The sequence below is a fragment of the Paenibacillus sp. OK003 genome (genome assembly GCF_900109515.1).
Lineage (GTDB): Bacteria > Bacillota > Bacilli > Paenibacillales > Paenibacillaceae > Paenibacillus > Paenibacillus marchantiae.
This window is the reverse complement of sequence record NZ_FOBD01000004.1, coordinates 367,242-389,659: the sequence shown is the minus strand read 5'-3', so window position 1 is coordinate 389,659 and position 22,418 is coordinate 367,242. Positions and strand designations below refer to the sequence as shown.

Genomic DNA, 22,418 nt, shown 5'->3' with positions numbered 1-22,418 from the left:
CAAAGAGCAAACTGGAAATTCACAAGGCGTTCGCCAGTTCCCTCGGGAACTGGTAATTCAGTCAAAACTGCCTTCAAAAAATACTATACGAGGAGAGTTGAGTATGGAATTTATTTACGAAGATGAACGACTTGCAGTGAGCGTTGTCCAAGCGATTCACACTGGGGATATTTCATCGCTAAGGAGACTACTCGCAGAAAATTCAGGGTTGGCCATGACAAGAATTATTGAAAGAAATCCTAGCAACGAAGGTGAGAGTTCTAGCATATCTCGAACGCTGTTGCATGTGGTGACAGACTGGCCAGGTCACTTCCCACATGGATCGGATACCGTGAAGTTATTAGTTGAGTTCGGTGCAGAAGTGAACAGTCGCTTCATGGGTTCGAACAACGAGACACCACTTCATTGGGCTGCGAGCTCCGATGACATTAACGTGCTTGACGCGCTTCTTGATGCTGGCGCCGATATCGAAGCGTCCGGTGCAGTGATCGCCGGTGGCACGCCATTGGATGACGCAGTAGCATTCGCTCAGTGGCGTGCAGCACGTCGATTGGTTGAACGGGGAGCGATTATTGCACTTTGGCATGCGGCTGCGCTTGGACAGATCGACGCAATAAAGGCCCATTTTAAAGGGGACAAGCTTCCTCAGCGCTATCCTTGGGGAGCGAGCAGCTCTTCTCCTCCCGACGAGGTTACCATCGCCTTCTGGTGCGCTTGCCACGGAGGACAACGACAATCAGCACAATATCTCCTTGAACAAGGTGCCGAACTGAACTGGATATCGACCTGGGATGGGTTAACACCACTGGACACAGCAAAACGTAACTTTTCTGCTGAACTAATTCAATGGCTTCACCGTCAAGGCGCTAAATCTGCAAGCGAACTGGATTGATATTTGGGGTTACAGCAGTTAAGGACTACGTTGCTCATAGATATAACGGATATAATCTTGTGCACTTTGGTTAATTTCTTCATTGGTAGCTTGAAATGAGGCACCAAAGACTGCAAAATACGGTAACGCTACGGCGCCAACATGATTTATGCTGGCTTTGAAAGGCGTTACCACCTCATCTACAGTGAAGGAAGGACACTGAACCGTCCCTCGTGTAATTTTCCTTCTTGTCGCCAATGGACATGGCCAAGCCCATCTAGAGAGACGGCCTTGTCAGAAGACATGTTTACCAACAGATGCCGCCCAAAGTCGAATACAGCCTCATAGAGTATGGAGTTACCGCCAACGAGATTGTGGATGTGATGTGCACATGGGGGCGGGAAAATATAGTATTAAGGCAACAACAAGGAGAAGACATTATATTATTGGAAAATAAAGCGCCTGCTCTTTGAGCTGGTACCCATAGAACGACACTTTGAAAAGAAGGTGACTAGAATTGAAAAACTATCTGGTATTTGGTGCTAGCAAAGGGATTAGGAGATGCATTTGTCAGGGGTGTGCCTGAGCAAGGCGATAAAGTCTGGGTCGTGTCTCGCACGAAACCTGACAACTTGAAGCTGGACGATGGCGTAGAACGCATATGGATACAGGCAGATCTGTCTGATCTCCATGCATCCAAACAGATCTGCGATGCGCTTCAGAACGAGACTTTGGATGTTCTCATTTACAATGTGGGCATTTGGGAAAAAGAGGGGTTCGAGGACCACTATACGTTCGATAAGGACACCCCCGCCGACATCAGTAATCTGATTCATGTGAATGTAACATCCACTATTGTGTGTATTCAGGCCTTATTACCCCACCTCAGGAAATCAACAGCAGGCAAAATCATTCTTATTGGCTCGACTGCGGGTCTGAGCAATGCAAACAGCACTCAGGTATCTTTTGTGGCCTCCAAATTTGCTATTCGTGGGGTTACAGAAGCCTTGAGAGAACATACAAGAAAAGACCGGATCGCGGTTACGTGTATCAACCCGGGAGAACTCGCAGCCGAAGTTCCGTATAACGATGGCATTGACCGCGCTCTTTCCGAATATAATGGTACACGCATCCCTCTTCAAGATATGGTTTCTATCGTAAAATGCATCGTCAGCCTGTCCAATGCAGCCTGTGTAAAAGAAATTAATATTCCAGCAATTACGGATTTGAATGCTTAATTAAAATTTCAACGGGATTAAAAAGAATTTCCATGACAACCAGAGAAGAATAAACATAAAGAGCGCGTTGGAAACGTGCTCTTTGTGCTGCCGCAAAGGAAGTTAACATTTTATTAAATGGACTAACAGATGGCTTAAATTCATTCAATTTTAAAAAAACCTCACTATACTTTAGTCCCGTCCTCCCTGGGCTATGGTCTTGGACAAAGACTGGGCTAGAGTTTGTTCTGATTAGGATATATCCACTGCTATACTGCAAAGCGATATACATATTTTGATAAAAGGAGCTATCACAATGAGAACAGATTTTAGCACCATGCCCAGCACGAGTTCAGAAGAGGAAAAGGTACTTATTCAAAAAGCCAGGCGAGGACTGCTCGTTTTCTTTGCCATGCTCATCCCTCTCTCGATCCTTAGTTATGTATTGATCATGAAAGCACCGATTTTCGGCCTGCTTCTCATGTGGACACCCGGCTTGTCCTCCATCTTCGCCCGTATCGTGCTGCGTGAAGGCATCTCGGATATTTCCCTACGAATTGGTGGCAGGCAGACACTGAAATCGTTGCCTTTCATCTTGCTATTTCCAGTTGTCATTGGTTTATTTGCTTATGGAATCGCATGGATTACGGGGCTGGTTCAGTATGTTACACCGGACTCATTCATTGAAGGCCCATCTGGTGTTATCCTTGTAGGAACGATACTTTTTCAAATGTTTGCGGGTACTGCAATCGGTATAATCAGCAGTTCAGGAGAGGAGCTCGGCTGGAGAGGGTATATGCTCACTCGACTGATTAACGCCCGTGTACCTAGACCCGTGCTGACGAGCGGAATTATTTGGGGGGTATGGCACCTTCCCGTAATGCTTTTTGCAAATTATTATTCGGGTCCATATCCGGCCTTATCGGTTATCCTGTTTATGATTTCAGTGACCTCTTTCAGTTATCTAATCAGTCGCTTGCGCTTAACAACGGGCAGCATATGGCCTGCGATTCTGCTCCATGCCTGTTGGAATGCCGTGATCCAGGATGCCTTTGATATATCTTCCAGTGGCAAGAACGTTCTGCTCTGGACTGGAGAATCGGGAATATTGGTGGCTCTCGCCTTGCTGATTGCAGCATGGTTGATGTCGAGAAAGCCTCTTGTCATAAGGCAGCTATAAACTATTGCTATAGGTGAGGATATGTAACCATTTTTGAAAAGACGACCTTGTTGTATTAGAGACTAGTTAGCCAACGGGTTATGGCCCATTATCCTAATAGCGTCTTTGAACCCGAAACTAGTGACAGAATTCGGAGCTAAGTGAACGTGTTGTCTAGGGAAGAACATCAAAGTCTTAAAATTGACAAAAGCCCGCAAAGTAGCGGGCTTTTCGGTTTTTCGTCATGGATCTCTGGCTTTCAGACTAGATCGCTTGTAAGAATGAAGGCTGGCAAATACATGCAAGCTTTTGTGCTTTTGTGCTTTTGTGCTTTTGTGCTTTTGTGCTTTTGAATATGTTTCATTGCCCTGTTGACCAGCTCATCATTGAAAAGTCACTTTGATGCTGTCATGCACTCCACCAGTGCCCGCAGGGAGTAATCGGAGGTGGAACACAGCAGAATGCATGCGGCTGTCTGTGGCAGTGCAGCGTCATCATAAGGATTGCGCAGCACCAGATTCAGCAGTGGCTTAACCGCAGCCAAAGCCTCAGCAAGATCCAGCTGACCAGTGAATAGATGTGCATTAAGGGTGCCCTGGATAACGACATCCACATCAGCAGCTTGTAGAACCAGGGACTTTATCTGCTCGGCTTCCGGCTTCATTGCACAGTAGCGCGTCTGCACAGCCAAGCCTTCGTCCTTCAATAGGGAGGCTAACCTGATCTCCGCAGAACCACTATTATCGGCCTGGGTCAGCTGCTCCTGCTGCGGCAGTATAAGCAAATATTTCAGCGAATCATTGAGTGGCAGCAGACTCTGCGGGTCTCGGCTAACTTTCACGGTCATACGAGCCAGCTTCAGTGCCGCCTCTTCCCACTGCTCTCTAGGAATCGGCTGTGCAGCCGCCTGGTACTGCCGGAATTGGTCATACAGCTGCCGAATACGATGAACCGATTCGTCGATTTGCTCCTCATTGATGCGCCCATCCCGTACAGCTGCCAGAATACCCGCGATGACCCGGCTCTGAAACTCCGGCGTATGGCACATCAGGATCATATCGTTCCCCGCCAGAACGGCCAGCACTCCCACCTCTTCCGGGCTGAAATTTTTGCGAATGGCCCCCATTTCGATATCATCCGTGCAGATCACCCCCGTAAAGCCCAACTGCTTCCGCAGCAGTTCCGTGGCAAAAAAAGGACTGAGTGAGGCCGGAAGTCCGCCCGATTCGGCAATGTTAGGAAACACCAGATGACCCATCATGATTGAATCCGCTCCAGCTTCAATCGCCTCAACAAAGGGAAGCAGAGGGCCTTCCTTCAGTTGCTCAATCGTCAACTCACATTCGGGCAGAACGATATGCGAGTCTCCGCTCACTTGCCCGTGGCCGGGAAAATGCTTTGCCGTCACGGCCACACCTGCTTCATGCATCCCCTGTATATAGGCTCGACCGAACCGGGCCACCAGCTGCCGGTCCTCTCCAAAGGAGCGAACACCCACAACCGGATTATCTATATTCGTGTTCACATCCAGCACTGGTGCCCAGTTCATGGGAATACCAAGGGAGTGCAGCTCACTGCCAATGATTTTACCGAGCAAACGGGCGGCTTCCGGATCTTCACTTAACCCGGCTGCCCTGTTGCCAGGGACGTAGGGAAAAAAGGACTTAAACTTGGATAGGGTTCCACCCTCTTCATCTACTGAAACGTAATAAGGCAGAGGACTACCACTCTCTCTAGCTATGTTCTTTACTTCTGCAAGTAGCGCATGTGTCTGCTGCTCGCTCTCAATATTATGGGGGAAGATGCCGATGCCCCCGAATCGGTGCTGTGCCATTCTGCCGCGAAACTCCGGCTCGGCTCGAGTCGATGGTGTGCCTACTACGCACATCAGGGCTATTTTGTCTTCCAGGCTCATTGCCGTCGGATCAGCTTGTGGATGGATTGCGTTCAGACCCAGCTCTTGATAAAGCGTGCGCTCCAGATAATCATGCAGATAGAACCTGGATTTCACAAAATGCTCCGCCATATCAGAGGGCTGGTAACGCTCCAGCGCAGCCTTCATCCGAGGCAGGACACCCTCCCGTCCACGGCGGTTTCTCGTATAATTGTTATGGAGTGAGCGCCACTCCGCATCGTCTCCGCGATACAGTTCCCAGCGATAAGCATACTTATGGATTGCCCGTGAACGATCTGTCGCCACCTCAAAATCATGCATGATCGCAATCAGTTCCGCTTCTTCCTTGTGCTCGCGCACTTCGTCCATCAGCTTCCAGATCACATCATAATAATCCTCCACCCTGTAATTGCCGAGGAGGTTATGTCCGGTAACAGGATCAATGCCATGAAACCGTTCCAGAAATCGGTCGATAAAGGTTGCGGTATCTGCCTTGCGGTTCCAGGCCAAATCTGCATGCAGCAACATGGGGTACCAGGTCGTTTCGAAAATACCATACGGAACACCGAGGCTGAAAGGCCCCGTCCAGTTGGTAGCAACAACACAGCCAATATCCAGCTTGTCGGCCGTCTCTGCCCACTGAAGCAAGTTGTCTGTCCGGTTCAGCAATACCGGGTAATTCTGGTGCTCAGCCCAATCAAAGCTGCGGACCGCTGGCGCTCCCATCACTTCAATGCCGAGCGCCCGGAATTTGTTGGCATGAGAAGTAACCTCCGCTTCGATATTGGGCCCGTTGTAGATCCAGATCATGGCGACACTTCGCTGATCCAGCTTAGCGAGTTCCTCTGGTGGACATTTGTCCAGCATGTCATGCCAGAAAATCGGCTGTTTCCCCCGTTCTGCCGTAAATGCAATCAGACGGTTCAAAAAGGCGATAAAAGCTCGTTCCCGCACGCCTCCAAACTCGATTTTGCAGCGTTCGCACTCGCATAGGCTGTAGACCTCGTCACACCCGAGATGGATATAACGCGAATCTGGATGAGCCTCGATCATTTCCTCGAGTAAAGTGGTTATCAACCCAAAGGTTTCCGGATGCGATGGGCAGATCTCCCCGGTGGACTGCTCTGTCTCGCGAAGATGCCGCCAACCTTCATGGCGTAATACATATTCCAGATGTCCGAAGCTCTGCTGGAGCGGAATAATCTCTATAAAGTGCTCGTGGGCGTTCCGCTTCAGTTCTTCCAGTTGTGAACGACTTAACGCATGCTGTGGATGTGCGAACTCGGGATGCGACCGAAATGGGAACTTATCCTCATATTCAATCAAAATTGCGTTCGTCTTATAACGGGCGAATTCAGCCAAATAATTCGTCAACAGTTCCGTCTTCGAGAACGTCTGACGCAGGTCAAAATTCATTGCCCGCATAGGTGTATCCGGCCAGTCGATTATGGACACTGCCGGGATGACACCATCCGGTCCAAGCAGTTGTACCAATGTCTGCAATCCATAAAATAGACCCGCCGCATCCAGTGCGTAGATTTCAGCCCTTCCGGCGGACACCTCCAGCTTATACCCTTGTGGACGTCCGGCAAGCCCTACGGGTTCTGTCTCATCTTCTCCGGGGATGGAGCTGACATCAGAGATGACCAGGCCCTTCTGTTGTACGCCCATAACTTCAAGAGCTCCATAAACTATCTGTACTTCTTGGATTTCTTCGGTTTCTTGCGCTTCTTGCGTTTCTTGCGCTTCATAAACCGCAAGGGCTTGTTGCCCCCCATCGACTACCTGCAGTGTCTCCTGCTCTGAGAGACGTCTGATTATTAACAAATAACCCTTTTCTATTCTGGAGCAAGTATATTCCATCCCCGGAAATGCACGGCGGCAATGAATTTCCAATCTGGGATCATCCTGCTCCATGAAAAGACTCCATCTTTCCTCGCCATTCAGCCGCAGGGGTTCACCTTCGCTCGCTGCAATCTGCTTCGGTTGTGGTATCAAGCTCTGCATCGCTCTCCTCCTATTCTCAGCTCTGTGGACTGATCCGGCCATTCTTCCAGCACTGCAAGACACTTAACTTTCCACCATCCATGCTGAAGCTAACGATATCGGCGGGTGCTCCGACCTCAAGGCCAGCAGCCTGTTCAAGCCCGAGCAGACGGGCCGGATGCACCGATGCACAGTCCCAGGCATCGGGAAGCCCGGACAACCCCGCTTTCACAAGATACCCCACCTGATCCGGCAGCATCATCGCCGAGCCAGCCAACAGCTCAGGCTGGCCGGCAAGGTGCAGCCGACCTTCCGCCGTCAATACCACATCTCCGCCGATATGCAGGTGGTAGGAACCTGGCGGCATACCGCTCAGCGAGACGGCATCGCTGACCAGAATGGCGCGATTTCGTTTCATCCGGAGAATTACGGCCAGCACGGACAGCGGAAGATGGTGACCATCCGCAATCATGCACCCATACAATTCATCGGCCGCCAGCTGTTCCCACAGGTAGTTCGGATGACGCGGAAGCATCAGGTGCGCGCCGTTGCCAAGATGTGTAGACATCACTGCTCCTGCGGAGACCGCTTCCTTGATCTGCTCTGGCGTTGCTGCCGTATGTCCAATCGAGACAAGAATGCCGGATTCGCAGCACCGGGCAATAAATGAAGCTGAACCAGGCCACTCCGGGGAAAGAGTAATGATGCGAATCAACCCATCGGCGGCATCCTGCCAACGGCTGAGCGCCTCCCAATCAGGCGAAGCGATATGCTGCCTTGGGTGGGCGCCGCGTGGGCCATCCTCCGGCGAAAGGAATGGACCTTCCAGATGAATGCCCACAATTCCCTCGGCCGCATCCCGATTCAGCCGAACGGCTTTTGCAATCGCAGAAGCCGCCTCAGCGATCTGTTCCGAACTGTTCGTAATCAACGTTGGGCAATAACTTGTAACACCTTGGCTTTGCAGCTTCCGGGTCAGCTGCAATACCGTATCTGGACATAGTGGGGCTGTGTTCAGATCCAGCCCCCATCCGCCGTTCACCTGTAAATCTACCAGTCCGGGTGCAAGCCAGGGTAGATGCTCCACTCGAGGTGACACTTCAAGCTCAGTTACGGTAATGGTGTTAGTGATGGCAGTGATGCGTCCCTCTCTAACTGCAACCTCTATGGGCAGTCCCGTCCGATAGTGCCTCCCGATTATGGACATGCTCACAGGCCGTAGGCTTCCCGGTCTGTGAACATCGTGATCCCGGGATGGGTACGCAGGATGGTGGCAGGACATGCCGTGCTGATCGGATCATGTAAAGCTGCCGCAAGTGCACGCCGCTTGGATGCTCCTGGTACAATCACGAACAGCTGCCTTCCAGCCATCAACGTTGGCACAGTCAGGGTCAACGCCTCCACAGGCACATCATCCAGTCGGGCAAAGCACCCATCGTTCACCTGCTGACGGCGACAAGCTTCGTCCAGTTTTACCGCTTTGACGATCCTCGAATCTTCAAAATCGGCAACAGGCGGATCATTGAAGGCGATATGCCCATTCTCTCCGATCCCGAGGCAGACGATATCAATAAGAGCCGCACGCAACAGTTCCCCATATCTCTGACACTCCTGCTCCACATCGTGTAGCCCATCCAACAGCTCCACCCGCCCAGGCTGCACCCGATTGAACAGCCGATCCGTTAAATATCGTCCGAAGCGCTGGGGAGCTGTGTCCGCCAGCCCCATATATTCATCCATATGAAAGGCACAGACCCTTGACCAATCGATACCTTGCTCCCGTACCAGACCTTCATACAATTCGTTTTGCGAAGGAGCAGCAGCGAACACCATGCGTACCTGACGCTCCGAATCCTGAAGCAGCTGTCTTAATCTGGCCCCAACCGCAGCTGCAGCCGCTGCCCCCATCTGATTCCGATCAGCATAAACCCGCACAGACATATGCTCAACGATCTGAGTCTTGAGCGGTTCCACCAAGTCATTCACATTCATGTGCTTCCTCCTCCTTCAAGTCATTTCTCGTCTACTTGTTCAGTTGCTGACATTCAACATCAGCAGCGTTGTATGCGGCGAATCATGACCTGCTGCGTAGTAATAGCCGTTGTAACGGATTCTGCGAGGTTCAAAACCAACCTGTCTGCCCGGTCCCACCGCTTCCGAGACAAGCGTCACGCTCCCATCCACTCCGGTTGTCCCGCTGGTGTAACGCCCCGCCGAATAAGTGAATCTCCCTTCCACTTTCGCCCCTGCAAGTACCGCACCTGTATCATAATCTCTGACCTTCAGAGTGACGGAGACTACTGATCCGCCATAGACCAGATTCATGTCCGTTACAATCAATGGCTTCAATGGGGTACTACCGGTGGTCGCCGACACTTCATCGGTGAGAGGCCCGATATTGCCACGCAAATCACGGGCCGCAATACGGTAATAATATGTCGTATCCGGCAGCAGTCCCTTGTCCTGGTAATTCAGAGCGCGGGCGAGTCCAACGATATCCGTAGCGACAGGCGTGAACCCCTGCACGGTACTTCGGTATATCACATAGCGTTCCACTTCCATGTTATCCGAAGCCATTCCATAATTCAGATGTACAGTCTGATAATCAGTCGCCTCAATGGAAGGAACCCCTGAAAGGGAGGAAGGAGCTTCCTGATCATCCGGCGCTGTCCAAACTACACCGCCCGGCCCCCAATAAGAAGGAAGTGCCCGGTAGGAATCATAGTGATGGACGGCAATACCGCCAAAGGCGCTGCTCTGCCCGTAAGCTGCATATACCTTATCCAGCTCGGCTTCCATGTGGATACGCCCCTCCTCCCAGAAGGTAATGGTCTCCGGGTCTCCGCTATTGGCGATATCCAGCGTTTCCACACCAATCACCACGGAATTCGGCTTGCCGATCTGATCCGCGTAAGCCAGCTCTCCAGCAGCCCCGGCAATAATGCCAGCGGAGCCATCCGCCGTATCCCGGTAATCCATAATGGAGATATAGTCTGATATATCCTGAACATGCTCAGAAAGCCATTTGCTGGAGCCATTCCATGAAATATTCGCTGCTTGATCCGATGTGTCATACCACTTGGGCACAGCAGGACCGAACGGAAGCCAAATACCTGCGGTATCCCGGCGATCAATCATCTTTTGCAAGCCATCGAGATATTCCTTCTGCAGGAAATGACTTGGGTCTTTAAAGTCGGGAGAGATATAAGGCTCAATATCCACATTGATGCCGTCAAACTTCTCCGTATCCCCCGCTGCAAGGTTGTAATTGATCACCTGTTCCATTTCCTGCACAGCATGATGGTGATATTTCTCGTAAGCGCCCATATAGGCCGGCGTAGTGCCGCCTGCAATTAACGCATGCACCTGCAGATTTTTGCTGTGCGCCCAACTCACGAAAGAACGCAACTCCACTTCCTGCGCTTCCAGCGCATCGTATCCGGCATAACCGCCCACTGCAAAATAGAGCGTCTGGACCGGTGTTTGACCGAATGTCTGCGTATCGGTGATGAATGACTCCAGCACCTGGCGCGATCCAGGGTTCAGCAGCAGCTTATAACTCTCCGGTTCCCAGATCCACATGGCCCGCTCCTGTACAGGAAGAGGAGCGGCAGTCTCATGCGTCCCGGTTCCAACCTGAGCATACACCGTCGGGCTATAACCATAACGCTCCGGGGCACTGGCCGCTCTGGCCTCCAGACTGACCGTGCGATCGCCAAGTCCCGCCGTGTCCCAGGTGTATACATATGCAGGGCCTTGCTGAACAGCCTCTTCCCATGGCCCGCGGTTCACCCGAACCTCTACCAGCATGATCGGAAGTGGAGAGCTGGTCTCGACAGAGATCTCCACCTGACCGCTAAGAGAAACGCCCTCAGATGGTCCCGTGATGGTTACTACAGGAACAGCACCTGCCGGGTTATTAACGGTAAGGATGGCAGGCGCTCCCCATACCCCGTAACGGGTGGACGTATCCAGTCCACGAACCACCAGTTCCACAGTCCCGTTATAGGCTGAGGTATCCAGGATGTAAGACCAGGTGCCGCTGTCATCCCCATCTGGATCATTTAAGACCACTTCGAATTGAGCCGTTCCGTCCACATACAGCCGAATGTCATACAGGTCGGTAAAACTACCCCCAATTTCCACCAGCCCTCCATTCGATACATAACCACCCGCAGGCGCATCTATTGAAATTGAACCCGCCGCTGATGCCTTGCCAGGGACAGCTATTCCAATCGTCACCATACAGATCAACAGAAACAATCCCAGTTTGAATCCGGAGTACACACGCAGATGCTGCTTTTTCATAAGCGAAGCCTCCTTTTGCCATTCTGTAATGGTCTAGGATTCCCGTGCCGTACCTTACGTACATTCGCTCATTTCGCGCTCAGCTGAACATTCTGAACACGATCATACGCTTCCTTATAAGTGTTCAGCAGCTTATCTACCCCGAGATTGTTGATCTCCTCCACATATTTCTCCCAATCCGCCAGACTCCGGGAACCCGTAACAAATTTGGCAAAGCTCTCGTCCCGGTGCTTCTTGATCGCCTGACCGGTAATGGATATGACTTCATTTTCCACTTCTGTAAAAGCAGGTCTTGGCTGCATTGCAGGAGGATCATAGTTGACCGCTTCTTCATAGGCATGCTTCAGATCGTCCGAGAACAGCGACAAATGCGCGTTGAAATCAATCCAGGTATAGGTCCCGCTGGTCTGAAGCCCGGTCTGCTTGCGCATTTCAATGACATCGTTATACTCCGGCTTGAACTTGATCGTATCGCCTTCCTTTATAAAGGTCTCGCCCTCTACACCCCAGCTGCTGAGCGTACGTCCTTCCTCGGAGTAGAAAAAGTCCATGTACTTCATCACATCATCAATGTTCTTGGAGGTCGAGGCCACCGTCAATCCGCCTTCCATATAATGAAAATACGGATTCAGCTGTTTGCCGCCTGAAATGCCTGCTGGAGGAGCCATAAACTGCATGTTGAACTCCGGATTCTCCTGCTGCATGGCATTATTGAAAAAGTCAATCCGGCTGATATAATCAATGGTCACAAATGATTTTCCAGTCGAGACCATATCCTGCCACTGCTTCGTTTGTAATGATAAGAAGTCGGGTGGGACCAACCCTTCATCGTAAAAGCTTTTCCACATCCCTACCATAGCCTTGTAGTTATCTTCAGTCGGTCCATAACGCCATTGCTTCTGGTCAAAATCATAGTAGGCACCCTCACCCGTTCCGTAGTTCACCGTCATATTGGCATTCATCTCATCCGGGATCTGACCGTAGCGGATGGAGAGCGGATAACTGTCCGGGTATTTCTCCTTCAACGTCTTCAGCGCTGCATGCAACTCTTCATAAGTTGTTGGAACCTGAATGCCTTCCTTGTCAAAAACATCCTTGCGGTACATCCAGATCATACGATTCGTCTCGCCGAAACCCTGATTGGGGAACATATACATTTTACCGTCGGCGGACAGGGCAGCCTTCGCCTCCTCGGGATACTGCTTCATCCATGCCTTCAGATTCGGCATATTGTCCATATACTGCATCAGATCCACTAGTGCGCCCTGCTGACCAAACTTGTTCGAATCCTTGCGATTGGGCATATACATCAGATCAGGTAGCGTTTTGGAGGCAATCGCCAGGTTCAGGCTTTCATCCAGCTTGCCGGAAGGTGTCTGCACTTCCAGCGTGACGCCCGTCTTTTCCTTCAACCAGCTCCAAATGGGCCAGCTCTTGGAATAAGGAAAAGTGGCATTGTTGTCCAGCAGGGCCGTAAACGTCTTTCCCGCCCCGGTGGAGTTATCGGTTATTCCGGTACTGTTCCCCTTGGTATCTGTTTGGGGGTCGGCACCCTTGCCGCCGCTGCACCCTGCCACCATCGTTACTGCAATCAGCAGGGGAAGTATTACCGATTTCCATTTGCCCATAAGCTTCTCTCCCTTAATCTGAATTGGCAGTGCATTTCTTGCCTCACTTTAACCTTTGACAGCACCAACCATGGCTCCCTTGACGAAATACTTCTGTACGAACGGATAGATGACCAGAATTGGCAGCGTTGAGACCATAATGGTCGCATACTTAAGCGATTCCTCAACCACCAAGTTATCACCCCCAATGGATGTTACGTCGCCTGAGCTTGCGCTGCCGGCCAACACCAGATTACGCAGCAGCACCTGGAGCGGAAACAAATCGGGAGACCGTAGATAGAGCAGCGGAAAGATAAAGTTGTTCCACATACCCACGGCATAGAACAGGGCAATCGTGGCAAAGGATGCCTTGGACAGCGGTACAATAATACGTATGAAGATTCCAATATCGTTCAAACCGTCCATCCTTCCCGATTCCTCTAACTCTTTGGGGATGCCTGAGAAGAATGTGCGCATCAGAATGAGGTTCCAGGTGCTAACTGCACCCGGGAGAACCATGCCCCATACGGTGTCCACCAGATTCAGGGAACGGACCACCAGAAAGGTCGGAATCATCCCGCCGCTGAAGAACATCGTAATGACAATCAAGACCGTGAAGCTATTACGCAGTGCCATGTCTTTTCTGGACAATGCGTAGGCTCCAGTGGAGGTAACCACTAGCGAGATCAGTGTGCCTAGCACGGTATAAATGATCGTATTTCGGTAAGCCGTCCAGATTTGCGGATCGCCCAGCACCAATTTGTACATGCTCAGATTAAAGCCCTTGGGCCAGAAGGAAATATTGTTTTGGATGACGTTTACGTTGCTGCTGAGGGAAACCGCCAGCATATGAAGGAACGGATAGAGTGTAACCACCACAACGAACAGCAGGATCAGCGATGCCACAACGTTAAACCAGGAAAATCGGAGTGAGTTCACGCCACACCTCTTTCTACCATAGACTGGTCTCACTTAATCGGCGGCTGAGCCAGTTGGCCGTATAGATGAAAATCAGACTGATGACACCCATGAACAAATCAATGGACGCACCATAGCTGAAATTCCCCTGTACCATGCCCACCCTGTAAACATACGTGCTGATAATATCCGCTGTATCGTAGATCGCCGGATTCTGCATCAGGAAGACTTTCTCGAATCCGATTTCCAGCACTTTGCCGATATTTAGAATCAGTGTAATGACGATCGCGGGAGATATACCGGGTAGTGTGACATGCCAGATTTTGCGCAATCGGCTTGCCCCGTCCATATCTGCGGCTTCATACAACTGCGGATCGATGGCCGTTAGCGCGGCCAGATAAATAATGGTCTCCCAGCCGATATGTTGCCAGATTTCCGACAGGACGTAGATGCCCCTGAACAGCCCGGGCTCATTCATGAAATTGATCGGTCCAATGCCGATACCTGCCAGCAAATTGTTAATGAGCCCTCCGGTTGGGGACAGGAACATAATCACCATACTCGCCACGATTACATTCGAGATGAAATGTGGCAGATAGCTGACCGTCTGTACAAAACGCTTGAATGCTGCCTTTCGTACTTCATTCAGCAGAATGGCCAGCAGGATTGGGGCCGGGAAGCCAAACACTAGCTTATACAATCCGAGCAGAAACGTATTCTTCATCAGCGGCCAAAAATCGGGATTTTCCAGAAACATCCGGTAATATTTGAATCCCACCCAATCGCTGGCCCAAATTCCTTTAAACAGATTGTAATCCTTGAACGTGATGACCAGACCAAACATCGGCGCATAGCGGAAGATCAAATAATACAGGAGGCATGGCAGGAATAGCAGCCATAGCGCCTTGTTCCTGTTCCAGATTCTGATCAAACGCAACTTCCGCCGAGGCGGTCGGTGCGCTTCCTTATGCAGTGTGCGCTGCGTTACGCTAGCATCAGCCATCGGCATGCCCCCTCTTGCTTAGATGAGTTAAATTGTCTGGTATGTCAGCTAACTTACCCTGAAATTCCGGGGTTCGTATTCGAATTATAGCTATAAACCTTTAGAAAGCGCTATCTACATGTTATATAACTTTTCGCCTTTACTCCTTTTTTCCAGATATCCGCGTATAATTCAGTAAAAGTGTATATTGTTTGTGTCAGCTTTATGCCGCTATGATAGGATTAGCCACTCGATCCAGGGCTGTACTCAAGGGGGAATGTCATAATGAAGGGACTGTCTCAAAACACAATTCTAGCCTCACTCAATCGGATACTGACAGCCAACCTGGGCATTATGTTACACCAGGGGCTGCACTCTTTTGCCCACTTTGAAAAAAGGGAATGTTTCGCTGGGTGAACTACCGGGAAACGCCAGCTATAGAAGTGAAGAAATTACAGACATCTGGGAAAGAGCAAGATCAGAGAGATATTATGTACAGTACCAATTACAACGAAAAACTGAAGAAGAGGTCGCGTGACATCAGAAAGATCAGCAACTTAATCTAGAAGGAAGTGGCGATACGTGGAAATGCCCTGCGATCAGGTTGCTTACGTTTACTCATATGAAAGCAAACCAACCACCGAAAGCGATTATGAACGAAACTTCATTACTCAAATGCGCAGACTGCACGGATTGTCCGCTGAAAAACAAATGTAAGAAGGCCGCACCTTCGCCCTTCACCGGATGAAGAGACGTAGAGCGGATTTTGCAACTGAAAAACGTCATATGGGACAGTGGCTAACACTTGTAAATGCGAGCCACGCCCTTTGACGACGTTTTTAAAATATGTACCCGTTTAAACCATTGAAGACTACAATCCAATTGCTACGGGAAATTCAATCAGTTCATTGTGCTCACCCATTCACTGTTATTCCAGATATCAGGATTGTCAATAGTCTGAGTATCTCCACGTACAGTGGAATCATAACTATCCTTACTACTAGTATACCAATCAACAATAACTAACTTTCCATTCAAATTTTGCACAAGAAATTCAGTAGTTTCAGCAAAGTTACCTATATCCTTATGAACACGTGCATCTAATTTCAAATAATAAAAACTCTTATCCCCTCCAACATACTCTACTTGTCTAGCATCAATATCAACGCCTGTCACCTGATTATATGTAAGCTTGTTCTTAAGAAATAAATCATATTGAGATGAAACTTTTTTTTGCGTATATTGTTTAAGGTTTTCGTTATCGATATAAGTATCCAAATCAATGTCCGAGCCGTTCCAAATCGCTTTATAATATCCAGACAGAGCTTCTGCACACATTTTATAAGCCATTTCAGAATCCCCAGCAGATAGATCACTTTCGTTCTGAGCTAAAAATTCTGTGGGAACTTTTGATAAATCCCCTTTTGTGCTCAGCGAAATTTCTGTGTTTTTAGAATCCTTCCCATTCGTATCACCTACAACTACGGCAGTGTTATCTTCATTAGTACTAGTATTAATCTGTTCGCATGCGCTAAGGGTAAGCACAATCATTAATAACAAGTAAGCACGTTTCATTACAATTCCTCCAGTGAAAATATTGTTCAACGCCTGTCATTAAGCAGGGGAAGTTCTTTTTGAAGCATAGCACTTTGGAGTGAGGCGCACCCTCTCTTGCTTAGAAGATTGTAAATTGACTTGAATGTGAGGTAACTTCCCTTGTATATCCAATGTACATCTCCACATTATACCATTTACTAAAAGGAAAGCGCTATCTACATGTTATATAACTTTTCGCCTTTACTCCTTTTTTCCAGATATCCGCGTATAATTCAGTAAAAGTGTATATTGTTTGTGTCAGATTTATGCCGCTATGATAGGATTAAACCACTCGATCCGGGGCTGTACTCAAGGGGGAATGTCATAATGAAGGGACTGCTTACAAGCAAATTTGCGCTGAATGGACTGTTTGTCAAGCTAATGCTGAGCTTCCTCAGTGTCATCCTGATTTTGGCTTCATTTAATCTGTTCTCCCATCTGTACTTAAGCAACAAGGTCTATCAGGAGATGGTGAGACAAAATGAACTGGGCCTTGCACAGACCGTTGAAGGGTATGAGAATCACTTCCGCCTGACCCAGAACATGATTTTGGCCCTCACTCAATCGGATACCTGGACGGCCAACTTGGGCATTTTGAGCCACATTAAGGAGAATCGCCGTTACGATATTCCCGCAGAGGTAAAGTCGGACCTCTCCACGTTGTATGCCAATCCTTTTCTGCATATCGACAATTTCATTCTCTATTTCAAGCAAGAAGACTATGTACTGGAGAAAGAAGGTCTTAGCAGTACCAGCGATATGTTCGGCAAATATTATTATAGTAAGGAATATCCTCCGGATTACTGGAAAACGCAAACGATGAACAACCAGTTCCTGAAAGTCATGCCTGCCGCAGCTTTTACGGAAAATACCCTTCACTCATCCCGCTCCCTCGGTCAACTGATGCCAGTCATGATGAAAGCCATTCCTTACGAAGATGTGTACGGTATTGTTATGCTGAATCCACAGCGTATGCAGGACACATATGGCGATGCCGGTCATAATCCGCTCTACATTCTGGACAACGAGGGACGCCTGCTGTTCGCCACGATGGAGGGGGAACTGCAGAATCCGCAGCTACCTGCAAATGGAAGCAAACATGAACGCATTGGGGATCAATATTACTTCTATGAAAAAGGTAAACAAACAGGGTTTACTTATGTCCGAGTCACCCAGGCCGCCGTAATCGCCGCGGAAATGCGAGGTATGCAGCTGCTGCTGGCTGTCCTGCTTGGCGCTGCTGTGCTGATTAGCGTGCTCTCCTCCCTGTTTTTCAGCATACGATTAAACCAGCCGCTCCAGCGCCTTATTGCCGCTCTGGACCGAAATCCGGACAGCGGACCAGACAAATGGAGCAGTGTAAAAGAATTCGCCATGATCGGCGACCGCCTGAGCTCTATTTTGGAGAACAACCGCTACATTCAAAGCGACCTTGCGCAGAAGAACTCTCTCGTGCGCCAGTACGCTTATATCCATAAAGTGAAAAATATCCCGCTCAGCTCCTATCTGGCGGAGCTTGAGGATACCCAGCAATCCGAGCAGCCTTATGTCTCCATTCTGTTCAAGGTGGGCTTCAAATCCCAGCCGGATGAATTCGGGCAGCATACCCTGTTATTATGGAAGCTGATTCAAAGCCTGTTCACCAGCAGCAAAACCAATAGCGTTGCGATTCAGCCCGAGCAGGACCAGCTGCTCCTGCTGCTGTTCGATCCGGGTCCGCAGAGTGGTATTCTTCAAGCGCTCGATACACTGAAGGAGTTGCTGGCTGTCGAGGAAACCCTTTATCTCACCATCGCGGTAAGTCCGGTGTATACGGGAGAAATTCCGTTTACCGATGCGTACAGCAATCTGTCCATGCTGTTGAAAGAGCGCAGGCTGAATGGGGAGACACAGGTTATTGTGGAGCCGCGCGCTTCTTCGTCCAATGCCTTCCATGTGAAGGTCACCTATGGGGAGGAACTGCACAACCTGCTGCAATCCGGCAATGAAGAGGCCGTATTCGCTTGGCTGGATCGCCAGCTGGAACAACTGCAGCACAAGGATGCAGCCGCAGAAGACTTCCGCACATTTGCCATCGGCGCAGTCGAACAGATCAGCAAGACGGTGATGAAGCTGAATTTGACGCATCGGGTTACCGAGCTTCGCTCTTCTGCTCCGGGTGAACCATTTGCCGATTTTCATACCGTGCAGCAATACAGGGAATGGCTTCAGTCGCTGGCTCAACCTGTACTTGCTGCAGTACGCAGCCAGCTGGAAACGCGTGATCCGGTTATCACCTTTGTGCTGGACTACCTGGATCATCATTATGGGGAAGATATTAATTTGAATATTGTCGCCGACAAGTTGAATTTAACATCGGGGTACCTCTCCAGTATTTTCAAGGAAAAGACGAACATCAACTTCAGCGAATATCTGAACAATCTGCGGGTTGAGCGGGCCAAGGAACTGCTTGTGAATGTGGATCTGCGAATTCAGGACATTGCGACACAGGTCGGCTATCAAAATGTGAACTCGTTCATCCGCATGTTCAAGCGTCGGTACGGGCTAACCCCCGGAGAATATCGCAAGCGTCATGCAGGTGATGAGCCATTCATTTCCTCCAGCCATGGCTAGCCGGGCTTGAGCGGGCGGAACGAAGATTTAAAAGGGGCAGGGTTGTCCCATAAGTCATGCGTGGGGAACATCCCTGATTCGTGTTATTTTGTTCTAATGAACCAAGAACACGCTATTCGCTTCCATTTGCACAGGTCTGACGTATAACGAATCACAGCGACGTTATTTCGTCGATTGGGTCAATTTTCAGGCTGTCACCGCCATTTTCTTACAGAATAACGTTAGTGAGATTCGTTAAAATTTCCATTCCTTGATTGTATGCCTTTTAAGATGCGGTACATTCGTTAGCGCTTTGGGGAGGGAAATTCCTTTTGACACAGTCCCATCTTACTACAATCAAATTTTGGACAGTTGCACATGAGCCATCGAAGGGATTCGCTGTTCTTCAGGAACTGCTGACTGCTAATCAGAGCTCATTGCTGTCATTCCGTTATTGTTTTACCCATTCCTTATTATTCCAGATATCAGGGTTGTCGATATTCTCCTTTTCTCCACGTACAGTGGAATCATAGCTATCCTTTGCACCAGTATACCAATCAACAATAACTAACTTTCCATTCAAATTTTGTACAAGAAATTCAGTAGGTTCAGCAAAGTTACCCACATTCCTTTTTAACATGAGCATCCAATTTAAAGTAGAAAAAACGCTTATCTCCTTCAACATACTCTACTTTTTCAACACCAATATCAACGCCCGTCACCTGGTTATAAGTAAGCTTGTTTTTGAGAAACAAACCATATTGAGATGTAATTTTATTGTGCGTATATTGCTTAAGATTTTCATTGTCAATGTAGGTATCCAAATCAATGTCCGTGCCGTTCCAAATCGCCTTATAATACTCAGATAGAGCTTGCGCACACATTTGGATAAGCCGTTTCAAAGTCCACAGCAGATAGCTCACTTTTGTCTTCAGCTACAAAATCGGAGGCATTTTTTGATAAACCTCCTCTCGTGCTCGGCGAAATTTCTGTGTTTGTATCCTTCGCATGAATATCTCCCACAGCTACAGTAGGTTTATCTTCGTTGGTACTAGTATTAGTCTGCTCGCATGCGCTAAGGGTAATTAAAACCACGAATAACAGGTACACTAAAAAACAACATTTTTTCAACATAAAATGAAGCAAAACCCCCGCATAGCTTCATGCGAGGGTTCAGCATTTTCAAGAAGGTGCCTCATGCTTCATCTACTCTACACGGAAGTAATCGAAATCGACAAAGCCTCCCGTGGACTTGGTCGCATAATTGAACAAAGCAAAACGATAGCCCATAAAGTGCGGCAGCGTATAAGACATCTGCAGCGTGTTTCCGATGGTTGTCCAGTTCGTGCCGTCCAGACTATACGCAAAGTAGGCTTTGTCCGTTTGATTGGTGAAATCGCACATCACCCGGAAGTACACCCTGTTCTGGTTCAACGGCACACTGGCCACCTCGGTCATCGTTCCCGAGCTGGCATTAGCCATGACGATGGATTTGGCATTCCCCGACAACTTCACGCTCACGAAGCCGTACCTCGCTTGAAAAGCGGCAAGCCCGGCATAATCGCCATCCTTCATGCCTGCTGTCTCCATCGCCACCGTGCCTGTGCTTTTCGGTCCGAACGTTCTTTGGGTCAGTGTGTTTCTGGCCTCCAGAAGGCTGGGACTTACTTTACCCGTTGTGAGTCTCATGAAGCCGGAGCGCTGTGTCAGCGACCAGTTGGCCGGATCAGGATTGTGATTCCACTGCCAGAATTTCGCAAGACCTGTGCTTGTTCCTCCAGTCGCAGCAGTCGTATTGAATGAAACATCGTCTACATAGAAATCCATCAGATCATTGGCAGGGTCCGGATTCGAGCTGTACGGCGTCTCAAGAAATACGAAGGTCTGCGACAGGTCCGCATTAGCCGGAACCGTGTACGTTCCCTGGATTGTTCCCCACTGTCCCTTGGTCAGTGTCGCACTGCCCATAATGGAAATGCCTGTGTAGCTCGGGCCATTCTGGATGCTAAAGTTGAACGTTTTGGTTGCGGGTCCGGTTGTGTATTTCACTTTGGCCGAAAATGTATACACGCCGCCCTGCGTAACCTTGCCCGTAATCACTTGTTTCACACCCGCGGCCGTTTGTTGTCTGCTACTGACCAGCAGGCTTTTGGAGCCGCCAAAAAACTCTGAAGAGGTAGCCGCAATCGTTGCCGTATTGTTACTGGTCCACGGACTTAGGCTGGCATCTTCGAAACCGCTGTTGACTAATAACTGTTGCACTGAGCCGGTGCCTGTTCCAGCGTTAAATTCATCTGAGCCATAAATCTTTTTCGCGGGGTACCCCTCCACCGGAACATTCATCGTCAGCGGAACCTTGCCATTCACGCCAAAGACAGGCCAGTTGTCCGACCATGTTACCGGAACGAGATAAGGAATACGCCCAACAGCACCACTGTCTCTGAACAGCAGAGCATACCAGGAACCCGTGGCTGTATCGACAATGCCTCCCTGCGCAATGCCTGAATCCCTTAGTACAACGCGGCCTGTATACGGCCCGGTCAAGCTATCCGCACGATAGGTAATCTGGACACGACTATCCCCTGTAGGCCAAGCGATCAGAAACACATAATACTTCCCGTTGATCTTCTGAATATGAGCACCTTCAGCCTTCACAATGAAATTCGAACCGGCCACATTGCTGGCGTTGGTAATTAGAACCTGATTCAGACCGCCCGCCTTGACTGCCGTTGCCTCCGCATTAAGCTCAACGATGCTGATATTGTCAGTACCATGGACCAGAAATGCCCGTCCGTTGTCAAAAAGCAGCGAAGCATCGTGATAATAACTGCCCAATGTGGATATTGTCCATGGCCCTGTCTCAATATTGCCCGTCTTATAGATATAGGTTTTGCCCGTAGAGAGCGAGCTAAAGGCAACGTAATAGACACCGTTGTTATATCTCAGACTGCTCGCCCAGGAGCCTCTTCCATATTCATTCTGACCATTGTTCAGATTATGGGAGTCGGTGTTTGCATACGTATCATATACATAATTCACAATCTCCCAATTCACAAGATCGTATGATTTCATGATGGGCACACCCGGGTTCATATGCATGGTAGTACTCGTCATATAATACACATTGCCTACCCGGATCACGTCGCTATCCGGAACATCGGCATGGATCACCGGATTGCTAAACGTCGCAGCCGCCGATACGGGACCAACTGGAATCGATATCACAAGCAGCGGCAGAATCAGCAGCAACATGCCTATCCTTTTCCACATTCGCATAGCCTCCTGATC

At 49.3% G+C, this 22,418-nt stretch carries 13 protein-coding genes and 2 pseudogenes; 5 read left to right on the top strand and 10 right to left on the bottom strand.

Features of this window, described 5'->3' with window-relative positions; genetic code table 11:
- The first annotated feature begins 103 nt into the window (after nucleotides 1–103).
- The 4 genes and pseudogenes from BMW94_RS08680 to BMW94_RS08660 all read left to right on the top strand — a co-directional run bounded on the left by BMW94_RS08680 (nucleotide 104) and on the right by BMW94_RS08660 (nucleotide 3,268).
- Nucleotides 104–892 (top strand): ankyrin repeat domain-containing protein, encoded by a 789-nt coding sequence (locus tag BMW94_RS08680; protein WP_090997037.1) that lies wholly within the window; start codon nucleotides 104–106, stop codon nucleotides 890–892.
- A gap of 275 nt (nucleotides 893–1,167) precedes the next feature.
- Nucleotides 1,168–1,344: pseudogene (locus BMW94_RS08670) on the top strand (winged helix-turn-helix transcriptional regulator); the annotation flags it as partial.
- Nucleotides 1,345–1,388: 44 nt separating this feature from the next.
- Nucleotides 1,389–2,109 (top strand): annotated as a pseudogene (locus BMW94_RS08665) (SDR family NAD(P)-dependent oxidoreductase).
- A gap of 295 nt (nucleotides 2,110–2,404) precedes the next feature.
- A complete protein-coding gene (locus BMW94_RS08660) occupies nucleotides 2,405–3,268 on the top strand; it encodes a type II CAAX endopeptidase family protein (protein ID WP_090997034.1) in 864 nt (287 codons plus the stop codon).
- A 373-nt stretch (nucleotides 3,269–3,641) separates the two neighbouring features.
- Here BMW94_RS08660 and nagZ read toward each other — a convergent pair whose 3' ends face one another.
- The 8 genes from nagZ to BMW94_RS08620 all read right to left on the bottom strand — a co-directional run bounded on the left by nagZ (nucleotide 3,642) and on the right by BMW94_RS08620 (nucleotide 16,517).
- A complete protein-coding gene (nagZ, locus tag BMW94_RS30900) occupies nucleotides 3,642–7,148 on the bottom strand; it encodes a beta-N-acetylhexosaminidase (protein ID WP_254790177.1) in 3,507 nt (1,168 codons plus the stop codon).
- 16 nt (nucleotides 7,149–7,164) lie between these two features.
- Nucleotides 7,165–8,334, bottom strand: a complete 1,170-nt coding sequence (locus BMW94_RS08650; protein WP_090997120.1) for an N-acetylglucosamine-6-phosphate deacetylase — start codon at nucleotides 8,332–8,334, stop codon at nucleotides 7,165–7,167.
- A 2-nt stretch (nucleotides 8,335–8,336) separates the two neighbouring features.
- On the bottom strand, nucleotides 8,337–9,119 hold the full coding sequence (locus BMW94_RS08645; protein ID WP_090997031.1) for a glucosamine-6-phosphate deaminase: 783 nt from the start codon (nucleotides 9,117–9,119) through the stop codon (nucleotides 8,337–8,339).
- Between the two features lie 39 nt (nucleotides 9,120–9,158).
- Nucleotides 9,159–11,435 (bottom strand): Ig-like domain-containing protein, encoded by a 2,277-nt coding sequence (locus BMW94_RS08640; RefSeq protein ID WP_090997028.1) that lies wholly within the window; start codon nucleotides 11,433–11,435, stop codon nucleotides 9,159–9,161.
- A 68-nt stretch (nucleotides 11,436–11,503) separates the two neighbouring features.
- Nucleotides 11,504–13,063, bottom strand: coding sequence for an extracellular solute-binding protein (locus tag BMW94_RS08635; protein WP_090997024.1), 1,560 nt, complete (start codon nucleotides 13,061–13,063; stop codon nucleotides 11,504–11,506).
- Between the two features lie 48 nt (nucleotides 13,064–13,111).
- The gene (locus BMW94_RS08630; protein ID WP_072734581.1) at nucleotides 13,112–13,981 is read right to left on the bottom strand and encodes a carbohydrate ABC transporter permease; all 870 of its coding nucleotides are present in this window, start codon (nucleotides 13,979–13,981) and stop codon (nucleotides 13,112–13,114) included.
- Nucleotides 13,982–13,994: 13 nt separating this feature from the next.
- Entirely contained in the window at nucleotides 13,995–14,963 is a 969-nt protein-coding gene (locus BMW94_RS08625) for an ABC transporter permease (protein ID WP_090997022.1), read from the bottom strand.
- A gap of 879 nt (nucleotides 14,964–15,842) precedes the next feature.
- Nucleotides 15,843–16,517, bottom strand: a complete 675-nt coding sequence (locus BMW94_RS08620; protein ID WP_090997019.1) for a hypothetical protein — start codon at nucleotides 16,515–16,517, stop codon at nucleotides 15,843–15,845.
- A 348-nt stretch (nucleotides 16,518–16,865) separates the two neighbouring features.
- On the opposite strand from BMW94_RS08620, the gene BMW94_RS08615 reads away from it, so the two are divergent.
- Nucleotides 16,866–19,151, top strand: a complete 2,286-nt coding sequence (locus BMW94_RS08615) for a helix-turn-helix domain-containing protein (protein WP_090997016.1) — start codon at nucleotides 16,866–16,868, stop codon at nucleotides 19,149–19,151.
- 596 nt (nucleotides 19,152–19,747) lie between these two features.
- Here BMW94_RS08615 and BMW94_RS08605 read toward each other — a convergent pair.
- Both BMW94_RS08605 and BMW94_RS08600 read right to left on the bottom strand, forming a co-directional pair.
- The gene (locus tag BMW94_RS08605) at nucleotides 19,748–20,053 is read right to left on the bottom strand and encodes a hypothetical protein (protein WP_090997011.1); all 306 of its coding nucleotides are present in this window, start codon (nucleotides 20,051–20,053) and stop codon (nucleotides 19,748–19,750) included.
- Nucleotides 20,054–20,336: 283 nt separating this feature from the next.
- On the bottom strand, nucleotides 20,337–22,400 hold the full coding sequence (locus BMW94_RS08600) for a beta-xylosidase family glycoside hydrolase (protein WP_090997008.1): 2,064 nt from the start codon (nucleotides 22,398–22,400) through the stop codon (nucleotides 20,337–20,339).
- Between the last annotated feature and the right edge of the window lie 18 nt (nucleotides 22,401–22,418).